Source organism: Cnuella takakiae (assembly GCF_001953305.1).
Classification (GTDB): domain Bacteria; phylum Bacteroidota; class Bacteroidia; order Chitinophagales; family Chitinophagaceae; genus Flavisolibacter; species Flavisolibacter takakiae.
Genome location: NZ_MTFE01000010.1, coordinates 3,765,809 through 3,778,853, shown reverse-complemented (window position 1 = coordinate 3,778,853; position 13,045 = coordinate 3,765,809). Strand labels below are relative to the sequence as shown.

7 protein-coding genes are annotated in these 13,045 nt (G+C 50.6%); all 7 read left to right on the top strand.

Annotated elements, in window-relative coordinates; translation table 11 throughout:
• The first annotated feature begins 153 nt into the window (after positions 1–153).
• Complete coding sequence (locus tag BUE76_RS16295; RefSeq protein WP_073042787.1) at positions 154–2,157, top strand: glycoside hydrolase family 127 protein; 2,004 nt, start codon at positions 154–156, stop codon at positions 2,155–2,157.
• An 80-nt stretch (positions 2,158–2,237) separates the two neighbouring features.
• Positions 2,238–3,737: an L-arabinose isomerase gene (gene araA, locus BUE76_RS16290; RefSeq protein WP_073042785.1), complete on the top strand. Its 1,500-nt coding sequence runs from the start codon at positions 2,238–2,240 to the stop codon at positions 3,735–3,737.
• Positions 3,738–3,809: 72 nt separating this feature from the next.
• Positions 3,810–5,513, top strand: coding sequence for a sodium:solute symporter family transporter (locus tag BUE76_RS16285; protein ID WP_073042783.1), 1,704 nt, complete (start codon positions 3,810–3,812; stop codon positions 5,511–5,513).
• A gap of 71 nt (positions 5,514–5,584) precedes the next feature.
• Positions 5,585–6,271, top strand: a complete 687-nt coding sequence (locus tag BUE76_RS16280) for an NUDIX hydrolase (protein WP_073042781.1) — start codon at positions 5,585–5,587, stop codon at positions 6,269–6,271.
• A 378-nt stretch (positions 6,272–6,649) separates the two neighbouring features.
• Positions 6,650–9,652, top strand: a complete 3,003-nt coding sequence (locus BUE76_RS16275) for a SusC/RagA family TonB-linked outer membrane protein (protein WP_083596487.1) — start codon at positions 6,650–6,652, stop codon at positions 9,650–9,652.
• A 27-nt stretch (positions 9,653–9,679) separates the two neighbouring features.
• Complete coding sequence (locus tag BUE76_RS16270) at positions 9,680–11,290, top strand: RagB/SusD family nutrient uptake outer membrane protein (RefSeq protein WP_073042779.1); 1,611 nt, start codon at positions 9,680–9,682, stop codon at positions 11,288–11,290.
• Positions 11,291–11,524: 234 nt separating this feature from the next.
• On the top strand, positions 11,525–13,045 hold a 1,521-nt coding region (locus BUE76_RS16265), incomplete at its 3' end, for an FG-GAP repeat domain-containing protein (protein ID WP_143313440.1).

The following is a 13,045-nucleotide window of genomic DNA, read 5'->3' as shown; positions in this document are numbered from 1 at the left end:
TATTGATTACTTATTATTCCATGTCAGACAAAGCTTCGTTCCCCATAATAATAAATAATCAGTAATCAATAATTAACTGTAAACAGCCGCTTGGTTTTCAACCATTCACCATTGCCCATTCACCATTCACCAACCAGCTTGCAAAAACCACATATGAAAAAAGTCATCCTTTCCTTCGCCTTGCTTGCTGCCCTCACAGGGCGTGCACAGCAAACCGATTACCCGATCCGCTCGGTTAATTTCACGCAGGTGCACCTGAACGACCAGTTCTGGTTGCCCCGCATCAAAACGAACCATACGGTTACCATTCCCGCATCCTTTGAACGGTGCGAGAACACGGGAAGGGTGAAGAACTTTGAAATGGCGGCTGCCCGCGAGGGAAAGTTCTGTACCATCTTTCCATTTGATGATACAGACATCTACAAGACCATTGAAGGCGCATCGTTTTCATTGAGCTTGTTCCCCGACAAAAAGCTGGAAGGCTATATCGATACGCTCATTGACAAGGTTGCCAGGGCACAAGAACCTGATGGTTACCTGTACACGGCACGAACCATCAACCCTGCTGCACCGCATGCCTGGGCAGGAACGCAGCGTTGGGAAAAGGAACGCGAACTGAGCCATGAGTTGTACAACTCGGGTCACCTCTTTGAAGCCGCTGCAGCGCATTACTATGCCACCGGCAAAAAGAACCTGCTCAATATCGCTTTAAAAAATGCCGACCTCGTTTGTTCGGTTTTTGGTCCCGGTAAAAATCATGTGGCACCCGGCCATGAAGTGGTGGAGATGGGTTTGGTAAAACTCTATCGCATCACAGGTAAAAAAGAATACCTCGCGTCGGCCAAAGACTTTATTGATGAAAGAGGTCATTTTAATGGTTATGATTCCACCAATAAAGATCCCTGGAAGAATGGTGCATACTGGCAAGATCACAAGCCTGTAGTACAACAGGAGGAAGCCATCGGCCACGCGGTGCGTGCCGCATACCTATACAGCGCTGTTGCCGATATCGCAGCCCTTACCGGCGATACCGCTTACCTCCATGCTGTTGACCGCATCTGGAACAACATGGTGAGCAAAAAGTATTATGTGCAGGGTGGGATAGGAGCCGTGCCTTCGGGTGAGCGCTTTGGCGACAACTACGACCTGCCCAATGGCACTGCCTACAACGAAACCTGTGCGGCCATTGCCAACGTATACTGGAACCACCGCATGTTCCTGTTGCACGGCGATGCCAAGTACCTCGATGTGCTGGAGCGCAGCCTGTACAACGGCCTGATCTCCGGTGTGGGCCTCGATGGCAAATCGTTCTTTTATACCAATGCCATGCAGGTGAAAAACAGTTTTCACCATGGCAGCCTCGAAGCGGAGCGCTCGGGTTGGTTCGACTGCTCCTGCTGCCCTACCAATGTAACCCGACTGCTGCCTTCAGTGCCCGGTTATATGTATGCGCAAAAGGACAATGATATTTATGTCAACCTCTTTGCGGTGAGTGTTTCCGATTTGAAACTGGGAAACAAAGATGTAAAGATCGAGCAGCAGCATAACTATCCCTGGAGCGGCGACCTGAAGTTCATTGTAAGCCCCAAAAGCAGTATTGCCTTTGGTTTGAAAGTGCGCATTCCGGGATGGGCGCAACAACAGGTGGTGCCTTCCGATCTGTACCGTTTTGCTACCACCAACAACAAAGAAGTGGTGATCAAGGTAAACGGCCAGCAGGTAAGCTACAACGTGGATAAGGGTTTTGCTACCATCAACCGCACCTGGAAGAAGGGTGATGTGGTGGAAGTAAACTTACCTATGGAAGTACAGCAGATCGTTGCACACGAAAAACTGGTGGACGACCAGGGCAAGATTGCCCTGCAGCGCGGACCCCTGGTGTACTGCGCCGAAGGCTGGGACAATGGTGGCCGTGCTGCCAACATCATGGTGCCGCAATCCACCACCTTTACACCCGAATATCAGCCTAACCTGCTGAACGGCGTGATGGTATTAAAAAGCACGGTGCCTGCAGTTAAAGTGGACAACAACAGCGTTACAACGGTAAAGCAACCGTTCACCGCTATTCCGTATTACGCATGGGCCAACCGTGGTAAGAGCGAAATGATGGTGTGGTTTCCAACGGGCGTGAAAGACGTAGATATTTTAGCTAAATAAGATATCAGATCTCTACATCAGAGATCCGCCTCGGCGATTTTTTAAATCATAACCAAACAATATAACAAGCAGAACCCCAAATGATCAATCTGAAAGAATTTGAAGTGTGGTTTGTTACCGGCAGCCAGCATCTGTACGGTGAAGAAACCCTGAAGCAGGTAGCTGCGCATTCGCAGGAAATTGCTGCTTCCCTGAACGAAGCTTCCGCTGTTCCTGTACGCGTGGTATTCAAGCCTGTGGTTACTACACCCGAGGAAATTTACCGCGTATGTGCCGAGGCCAATGCCGCTACTGCCTGTATCGGTGTGATCACCTGGATGCATACCTTTTCGCCTGCCAAGATGTGGATCCGTGGCCTGCAAAGCCTGCAGAAGCCCATCGCACACCTGCATACACAGTTCAACCGCGACATCCCCTGGGGTGAGATCGATATGGACTTCATGAACCTGAACCAAAGCGCCCACGGCGACCGTGAGTTTGGTTTTATCATGAGCCGTATGCGCATCAACCGCAAGGTGGTAGTAGGTCACTGGCAGGATGAAGAAGTGCTGCAGCAACTGGGTGCATGGACCCGCGCCGCCGCCGGCTGGGCCGACTGGCAGGGTGCACGCTTCGTTCGCTTTGGCGACAACATGCGCTTTGTGGCCGTTACCGATGGCGATAAAGTAGAAGCCGAGATGAAATTTGGTTACATGGTGAACACCCATGGCATCGGCGACCTCGTTGCCGTGATCAACGCCATCGGTGAAAGCGAAGTAGATGCCCTGGTTGCCGAATACGCAACCAGCTACGAGCTGGCGCCCGAACTGCAGCAAGGTGCGGAAAAACACGCAGCCCTGCGCGATGCGGCCCGCATTGAACTGGGTCTGCGCAAATTCCTGAAAGACGGCAACTATAAAGGCTTTACCGATACATTCGAAGACCTGCACGGTATGATCCAGCTGCCCGGTATTGCCACCCAGCGCCTGATGGCCGACGGCTATGGCTTTGGTGGCGAAGGCGACTGGAAAACTTCTGCGCTGGTACGTGCCATGAAAGTGATGGGTGCCGGCCTGCCTGGCGGCAACTCGTTCATGGAAGACTATACCTACCACTTCGAGCCCAACAACTCGATGGTGCTTGGTTCGCACATGCTGGAGATCTGTCCTTCCATTGCCAACGCTAAACCCAAGTGCGAGATCCACGAACTGGGTATTGGTGGAAAGGCTGATCCCGTACGTCTTGTTTTCAACGTAGATGGCGGCGCTGCCCTCAACGCATCTATCATCGATATGGGTAACCGTTTCCGCCTGCTGGTAAATACCGTTGAAGCGGTAGCACCCCAGCACGATTTGCCCAAGCTGCCCGTAGCCCGCGTGCTGTGGAAGCCCCTGCCCGACATGAAGACCGGCTGCGCAGCCTGGATCTATGCCGGTGGCGCCCACCACACCTGCTACAGCCAGAACCTCACTACCGAGCACCTCGCGGACTTTGCTGAGATTGCCGGTATTGAGTGTGTGCTGATTGACGAACACACCCGCCTGCATTCCTTCAAACAGGAACTGCGCTGGAGTGAAGTTTATCATCAAGTAAAAGGTTAATCCCTATTTTTGAAAAGGTGCGGCCCTTGAGTCGCACCTTTTTCTGTCACAAAAACAACGCTTACTTCCATTATGAAAAATGGGCTTATCTGGAGCGACTATGTCGTGTTCCTGATCTACTTCGTGATTGTAGCCGGCTATGGTTACTGGATCTACAGCAAAAAGAAAAAAGAAGCAACGAGCACACACGACTTCTTCCTCGCCGAAGGTTCCCTTACCTGGTGGGCCATCGGTGCTTCGATGATTGCATCGAACATCTCTGCCGAGCAGTTCATTGGAATGAGTGGTGACGGCTTCTTTGTAGGTACCGCTGTTGCGGCCTACGAATGGATTGCTGCCCTTGCGCTGATCATCATCGCCGTATGGTTCATGCCCATTTACCTGAAGAACAAGATCATGACCATGCCCCAGTTCCTTACCAACCGTTACAACGGTACGGTGGCATTGATCATGGCTATTTTCTGGCTCTTTTTGTACGTGTTTGTGAACCTTACCTCCATCCTTTACCTGGGTGCCGTTGCCATCAACGGTTTGTTGGGTGGTGCCTATCTACACACCATCATGATTGTGCTGGCCATTATGGCGCTTATCATCACCCTGGGTGGTATGAAGGTGATTGGTTACACCGACGTAATCCAGGTGGCGGTACTCATCATCGGGGGCCTTGCTACTACCTGGATGGCATTGACCATTGTGGGTGACAAACTGGGTGTGGGTGCCAATGCCATCGCCGGCTTCAAAGCCATGATGGCCGATTCGCCCGAGCACTTCAAGATGATCTTCCCCAAGCCGGATGCGAATTCTTCCAACCTCGACATTCAGAAATACGTGGTGCTGCCCGGCATTGCGATGTACTTCGCAGGCCAGTGGATTGTAAACCTCAACTACTGGGGTTGTAACCAGTACATTACCCAGCGTGCGCTTGGTGCCGACCTGACCACTGCACGAAATGGTATCCTGTTTGCCGGTTTCCTGAAACTGTTCATGCCCATTGTGGTGATGGTGCCCGGTATCGCTGCATGGGTATTGGTTAAGCATGGCCACCTTACATTAGACAACAAAGACGGTGCTTATGCTGCCATCCTTGGTTACCTGCCCAATGGTTTGAAAGGCCTTTCGCTGGCGGCACTCACCGCGGCTATCGTGGCTTCGCTGGCGGGAAAAGTAAACTCCATCGCCACCATCTACACCCTTGACCTGCACAAGAAATATTTTGCCAAAGATTCTTCTGAGCAAAAGCAGGTATGGACGGGCCGTATTGTAGCGGTAGCAGCCATGATTATTGCCCTCATTTTTACCTGGGAAGACTTGTTGGGTATTGGCGGCGAAGGTGGTTTCACCTTTATCCAGAAATACACCGGCTTTATCTCTCCTGGTATCCTGGCCATGTTCCTCCTGGGTATGTTCTGGAAACGCACAACGGGTGCAGCTGCGGTAGCAGGTATCATCACCGGCTTCCTAGTTTCCCTGTTGTTCAACAGCACCGTACTGCCTGAAACATTTGGCAACGAAACCTTGTTGTACACGGCTTACCAGTATACCAAAGAAGTAAACGGTGTTACCCAAACTTTTGTAGAAATTCCTTTCCTGATCTGCATGGGCTGGTCCTTTTTCTTCACTGTACTGGTGATGGTGGTGCTTTCCCTGTTTGGTCCTAAAGAGAACCCCAAAGCAATTGAGATCGATGCATCGATGTTCAAGGTGAAGCCCGGTACGCTGGCGCTCATCGTGGCCACCCTGCTCATCCTGAGTGCTTTCTATATCAAGTTCTGGTAAACAAAAGGGCAGGAGTGTGCAGCATGGTTGCGGTGCGCTCCTGTCTTTATTTTTAATGAAACTGCCTTACTGTGATCGCCGAATACAAGCCTTACGAACCACTACTGCTGGCCATTGACTGTATCATCTTCGGCTTTGACGGAACACAACTCAAAGCCCTGCTGATCAAAAGGGGATTCGAACCCCAGAAAGGCAAATGGTCGCTGATGGGTGGTTTTGTGCAAAAAGACGAAAGCGTGGACGATGCCGCCAAACGCATCCTCGACCAGCTTACCGGTTTGCACGATATTTACATGGAACAATTGCATGTGTTTGGCGAAGTGGACCGCGACCCCGGAGGCCGCGTGGTATCCATTGCCTACTATGCCCTCATTAAAATTGACGACTACAGCAAAGAACTGATGGAGTCGCACCAGGCCGAGTGGTTTGCCATGGACGAAATACCCCCGCTGATCTTCGACCATAAAAAGATGATCAGCATGGCGCGGGAAAGGCTGCGGCAAAAAGTTGCCAACTACCCGATTGGTTTTGCGCTTTTGCCCAACAAGTTTACCCTGCCCCAGTTGCAGGCCTTGTACGAGGCCATCTACGAAACAGAGCTGGACAAGCGCAACTTCACCCGTAAAATTCTTTCTTTTGAAATTCTGCAAAAGCTGGAAGAAAAAGAAAAAGAATCATCGCGGAAAGGAGCTTACCTCTATGTTTTTGATGATAAAAAATATAGAAAGCTGGAAAAGGATGGTTTCAAAATGATGTAATAGAAACGGCAGCCGGAAGGTTGCCGTTTTTTTTATGCCAGGGCATCAAACCTTGTGCGATCATTTACCCTGTGGACATGCGTCCAATAGTTACCCTTGAATAACCGTATTTTATACCTGTATTGGTCATTGCTTTCCTTTTCCGGTTTTCCAAACCGCCGTAGTATCGAAAAATTTATCAAAAACATAGGCGCAATCATCTGCGCCATCAACTATAATAGCCTGCTGCAAATATTCCTGCAACATTGAGACAAAATGAACAGGAAATGAAACATAATGCACAAGGCCTACCACTTTTTCTGCCTTATTTCACTACCGGAAGGAATAAGTGTGTTTTTGCCACTTAATCGCCATCACTTCTAAACAAATGTTTGCCACATGAAATTGAAAACCAACTGCGCACCGCAGCGGAATGTGCATGCCGTACCCATACTCCGGCAGAATATCCATTATTTGCTGCTACTCCTACTCTTTAGCGCAAGCACTTTGCTCGCATCGGCACAAGCCGAAAACCGCTTACGCATCACCGGCCGCATTACCGACAGTCTTGGAAAAGCCATCTCCAGCGTTTCCGTTACCGAGAAGGGAACCCGTAATGCGACCCTCACCAATGGCAATGGTGATTACGCCATTTCTGTAGCCAACAACCAGGCAGTACTGGTATTTTCCTCTATTGGCTTTGGCACCCGCGAAATGCCGGTTGGGGGCAACACTACGGTCAACCTTTCCATGCGGATGGAAAACAGCAGTTTGGGCGAAGTGGTGGTGGTAGGTTATGGTACCCAGCGCCGCAAAGAAGTGACCAGCGCCGTAGCCACCGTATCTCCTGAGCAATTCAACAAGGGCAATATCAGTGATGTGGCCCAACTCCTCCAGGGCAAGGTGGCAGGTTTGTCAATTGCCCGTCCTGGTGGCAATCCCAACGGTGGCTTTGCTATCCGTCTGCGTGGTCTTTCCACCCTGGGCGCCAACGCATCACCCCTGGTGGTTATCGATGGACAGATTGGTGCCGACATCAACACCGTTGACCCCAATGATATCGCCAGCGTGGATGTACTGAAAGATGCCGCTTCGGCAGCCATCTATGGTACCCGTGGTTCTTCGGGTGTAATCATCATTACCACCAAGCGTGGTGGCCGTATTCCCACGCTTACTTACAATGGAACCGTAACCGCCGAACAGCCCGGCATGTTTACGCCCCATATGAGTGCTGCTGAATTTAAAGCTGCCGGAGGCCGCAACCTGGGAGCCGAGACCGATTGGAACAAAGAAATTACCCGCACAGCGCTTTCGCAGATCCACAACGTTTCACTTTCGGGCGGTGGCGGTGGCGCCACCTATATTGCTTCGCTCAACTACCGCAATGTACAGGGCGTGGCCATCAATACCGGCTTCGACCAACTGAACGGCCACGTGGGCGTAACCCAAAAGGCGCTGAAGGATAAGCTGACCCTTACTGTGGATGTAACTGCCAACCGCCGTTCTTCTAAGTTTGGTTTCGACCGAGCCTTCCAGTATGCTACCATTTTCAACCCCACGGCGCCCCTGCGTACCACCGATCCCAACCTTAACCTGACCGGTAGCGGCTACGTGGAGCAGAACTTCGTGGAATATGCCAACCCACTGGCGGTGCTGGAGCAGAATACCAACAAAGGTGAGGACAAGCGCCTCAACTTCAACGCTTCGGCAACTTACGAACTCATCAAAGGCCTGAAGTTTTCTACCCGCTATGCGCAGCAAACCACCAGCAATTACCGCTGGGCCTACCTGCCGCGTACCTCTTTCGATACCCGCCTGCTTTCGGGTGGCAGTGGCTTCACCCGCAATGGTCTGGCACAAAAACAGGATGATGAAAGCCTGAACCGCCTGTACGAAAACACCCTTGCCTACGATACCAAGTTGTTTGGCGACCTGGGAGTTGCAGCCGTTGCCGGTTACTCGTACCAGGATTTTGAAAATAAAGGTTTCCTGATCCGTGCCGGTAACTTCCTGACCGATGCCGTTGCGGAAAATATTTCCAGCGCACTGGATTTTAAAAATGGCCGTGCCGAATCCAACAGTTACAAGAATGGTTCACGACTGGTAGCTTTCTTTGGCAGGTTGAACCTGAACTACCGCGATTTTGCATTCCTTTCGGCTAGCCTTCGCCGTGAGGGTTCTACCCAGTTTGGTGAAAACAATAAGTGGGGTATGTTCCCTGCCATCTCTGCTGGCCTGGACATCGACAAACTGGTAGATATTCCAACTGTAAACTCGTTGAAGCTGCGGGGAAGCTATGGTGTAACCGGTGCCCTACCCCCCAGTGCATACCTCTCCCTGTTTCTTTATGGCCCTACCGGCCGTTCCTTCCTGAACAACGGTGTATTTGGTCCTTCGTACGAGCCAACCCAGAACGAAAACCCCGACCTGAAATGGGAGAAAAAGGGCGAGTTTGATATTGGCCTGGACTTCTCTTTATTCAACAGCCGCCTCACCGGTAGCTTCGATTATTACAACCGCCAGACCACCGACCTGCTCTTCAACGCCACCGTTCCCGTACCGCCATATCCTACCAACCGTCGTTGGATGAATATCGGAACCATGGAAAACAAGGGCGTGGAATTGCTGGTGGCTTATGACGTGTTCAAAAACCGCGATTTCACCTGGAACAGCAGTGCCAACTTCTCTACCTACAGCGTAAAGCTTTCCAAGCTGAATAAGGACCTGGCAGGTAACGTGATTGGTGCTTCCAACCTGGGCTCGCCCGGCCAGGAAGCCACCCAGATCACCCGTGCCGTTGAAGGCCAGAAGATCGGTATTATCTGGGGACCCATTTACAAAGGTGTGGATGCCAATGGTAAGTTCCTCTTTGCCGATGAAAACGGTAAGGAAACCAGCAGCGATGCTTACAAAACACAGATCGGTAATGGCCTGCCCAAGTTTGAAGCCGGCTGGACCAACACCTTCCGCTATAAGAACCTGGACCTGAACTTTTTTCTCCGCGGTTCTTTTGGCCACGACCTGGTGAATACCTATCGCGCCTTCTTCGAGAACTCGACGCCTACGGTTATCTCCAGCTACAACGTAGTAAAATCCAAGTACTACAACCCTGCACTGAAAGCTGGTCAAACCTTCAGCAGCCTGTACGTGGAGCGTGCCTCTTTTGTAAAACTGGATAACGCCACCTTGGGTTATGATTTCAACTTCAAAGGCGACAAGACCATCAAAGGCCTCCGTGTTTTTGTAAACGGTCAGAACCTGTTTGTGATCACCGACTATACCGGTGTTGATCCTGAAGTACGCTATAGCTATGGCGGCAATATCCTGGCGCCCGGTGTAGACAACCGCGACAGCTGGGTACGTACCCGCAGCTACACGTTTGGTGTAAATCTGAAGCTTTAATCTCTAACAATCCTCATCTCTTTTGATATGAAAATCTTATCTGTCCGGAACTTCTGTTGCCTTGCCCTGCTGATGGCTGCTTCCTGCACCCGGCTGGACGAAAAGGAACTGCTGTACGACCGGGTTACCTCCGACAACTTTGGCCAGAACGATGCGGAAGTGGTGTCCATTATCGCAGCGGCTTATACCAACCTTTATGGCAGCTTTGGCTCCGATGGCAATATCATGTGCCTCCAGGAAGTGCCTTCCGATGAAGTGGTGGTGCCTACCCGCGGTCCCGACTGGGGCGATGGCGGCCACTGGGTGCGCCTGAAACTACATACCTATCGCGCCAACGATCCCAAGATCAGCGGCACCTGGGATTTCCTGTTCAAAGGTGTAAATACCTGCAACCGTGTACTGTCGATCCTGGAGCCGTTGGGTACTCCCGCCTCCAAGAAGTTTGTTTCCGAGCTGAAAGCCCTGCGTGCCATTTACTACTACTGGCTGCTCGACCTGTTTGGAAATGTGCCCATCAGCACCGACTTTAAAAACACAACGCCGCCCACCAATAATACCCGTAAGCAGGTGTATGATTTTGTGGAAAAGGAGCTGAACGATGTGATGGCTGACCTGCAGAAAACAGGTCCCAACGATAACTCCACTTATGGCCGTGTAAACTACTATACCGCACAGGCAACCCTGGCAAAACTGTACCTCAATGCCGAAGTATATGGTGCAGGGCCGCAGTGGGACAAAGCCATCAAAGCCTGCGACGAGATCATCAACTCGGGTAAGGGCTATGCACTGATGGCCAACTACCGCGATAACTTCAAAAAAGACAACAAAGGTTCTTCAGAATTTATCTGGGTAATTCCTTACGATGAAATCCAGGCAACAGGTTTTCAGTTGCCGCACATGACCCTGCACATGGGCAGCCAGGATTCGTACCAGATGGGTGGACAGCCCTGGAACGGCTGGGCCAGCGTACAGGAGTTTTACAACTCCTACATTGACCCGGCTCAAAACCCCGGCCCTCAGGGTACCGTGGTGGGTTTGGATCAAAAAGGCACAGCCACTACCGGCACACAGGACAAGCGACTGGTAAATTTCATCGTTGGCCCGCAGTTCCGCGGCGATGGTGTATCGCCCCTGATTGATGGTGCTGCAGATGCCACCGACCCCGATGGCGGCCAGATCAATTTTACGCCTTATATCAACGAACTCCAGCCCGGTGCATGGCGCCAGTCGGGAGCAAGGATCGGCAAATACGAGTTCTACCGCGGTATGACCGGCCAGTTGAGCAACGACTGGGTGATCTTCCGCTATGCCGACATCCTGCTCACCAAGGCAGAAGCACTTGCCCGCAAGGCTGCCAACTGGAACAATGCCGAAGCTCTCGCCATTGTAAACCAGATCCGAACCGTACATGGCGGTGTAACACCTTACACTACTATGACTGCAGAAACCTTTATGGCAGAACGTGGTCGCGAGATGTTCTTTGAAACAACCCGCAGGCAGGATATGATTCGTTTTGGTACTTATAACAGTGCCTTCCGTTTCCACCCCGCCGATGCCAGTACGCATGTGAACATTTTCCCCATTCCGGAAGTGGTGCTCAATGCCAACAAGAACCTGAAACAAAATCCTGGTTATTGATAGCAGAAAGGTAGCCGGCTGTCATGCAGTAACTGCACCTGCTCCGGCTTCCTTTTTACAAGTTTTTCTCATGTTCTCATAATGCAGAGTAACGGAACACCGGGCGATTTCTATCATCCGGTTTCCTTTTTTCTCCCGCAATCTTTTACAGAAAGGTTTTAAGATAGAATGGCCGTCAGCAGACCGCCTGATTTGTGGGTTGATGTTTTGTGCTATCTTAAAAGCGTATTGCTTATGCCATTTTCCCGATCCCTGTTTGTTTCCGCTTTTTTTTACTACGCAAAAGCCGCTTGCGCTTTCCTGCTACCAGTATTACTGTTGGTAGCTTGTACTAACAAGGATGATCAACCGAAGTTATTCTCCCTGCTTCCCGCATCCCAAACCGGGATTGGTTTTTCCAATAGCATTTCATACAACGAAAGCTTCAACCCTTATACCTTTCGCAACTATTTTAACGGTGGTGGTGTGGCCATTGGTGATATCAACAACGACAGCCTTCCGGATATTTTCTTTTGTTCCAACCAGGGTTCCAATAAGCTTTATCTCAATAAAGGCAACTTCAAATTTGAAGACATTACCGATGCCGCAGGACTGCAATCGGCAGGTGTGTGGAGCACCGGTGTAACCATGGCAGATGTAAACGGTGATGGCTGGTTGGATATTTATGTTTGCAAGTCGGGGGATATCAAAGGCACGCACAGAAGCAATGAATTATTCATCAATAATGGCTCTGTCAAAGGTGGAAAGCCAGCCTTTACGGAAAGTGCCCATGCATATGGCTTGGAAAATAAAGGGCTCTCTACCCATGCTGCTTTCTTTGATTACGACCGCGATGGCGACCTCGATTGTTACCTCCTCAACAACTCGTTCCGCTCTGTAGGAAACTATGAATTGGTAAAAGACCAGCGCAATGTTCCGGATACCTTAGGCGGCAATAAATTTTTTCGCAACGATGGCAACCATTTTACCAATATCACTGAACAAGCCGGCGTCTTCAGCAGCCAGGTGGGCTTTGGATTAGGCGTCTCTGTTTCTGATATCAATAAAGATGGCTGGCCTGATATCTATGTGTCCAATGATTTTTTTGAACGCGATTACCTATACATCAATAAAAAAAATGGAAGCTTTAAGGAATGTTTGGAGCAGTACATGCAGGAGATCAGCATGAATGCCATGGGTGCCGATATTGCTGATATCAACAACGATGGCTGGCCCGAAGTATATGTCACCGACATGCTTCCGGAAGGGGAGTCGAGGGTTAAAACAAAAACAGTTTTTGAAAATTGGGATAAGTTCCGCAACAACTTTGAAAGCGGGTACTACAAGCAATTTGTACGCAACGCACTCCAACTACATTCGGGTGTACAGGGCCGCGACACAGCTTTTCGCTTTACCGATATCGGCCGCTTTGCAGGCGTACATGCTACCGACTGGAGCTGGGGTGCCCTCATCACCGATATGGACCTTGATGGCAATAAAGACATCTTTGTGGCCAACGGCATTTTAAAAGATATTACCGACCAGGACTATATCCAGTATGCTGCTGCCTCCTATGCCGATATCAGGCAACAGGTATTAAAAAAAGAACAAAACATCATCACCCGCCTCATCGATCAAATTCCATCCAACCCGGTATCCAACTATGCGTTCAGCAACCTGGGGGAGCTGCGCTTTCAGAACAAAGCAAAGGAGTGGGGGCTTGCTGATCCTTCTTTTTCCAACGGTTCGGCCTATGGCGACCTGGACGGAGATGGT

Bases quoted from the DNA above. Each gene is read 5' to 3' on its own strand.
- BUE76_RS16295 (WP_073042787.1), top strand. From the start codon at position 154: ATGAAAAAAGTCATCCTTTCCTTCGCCTTGCTTGCTGCCCTCACAGGG.
- araA (WP_073042785.1), top strand. From the start codon at position 2,238: ATGATCAATCTGAAAGAATTTGAAGTGTGGTTTGTTACCGGCAGCCAG.
- BUE76_RS16285 (WP_073042783.1), top strand. From the start codon at position 3,810: ATGAAAAATGGGCTTATCTGGAGCGACTATGTCGTGTTCCTGATCTAC.
- BUE76_RS16275 (WP_083596487.1), top strand. From the start codon at position 6,650: ATGAAATTGAAAACCAACTGCGCACCGCAGCGGAATGTGCATGCCGTA.
- BUE76_RS16270 (WP_073042779.1), top strand. From the start codon at position 9,680: ATGAAAATCTTATCTGTCCGGAACTTCTGTTGCCTTGCCCTGCTGATG.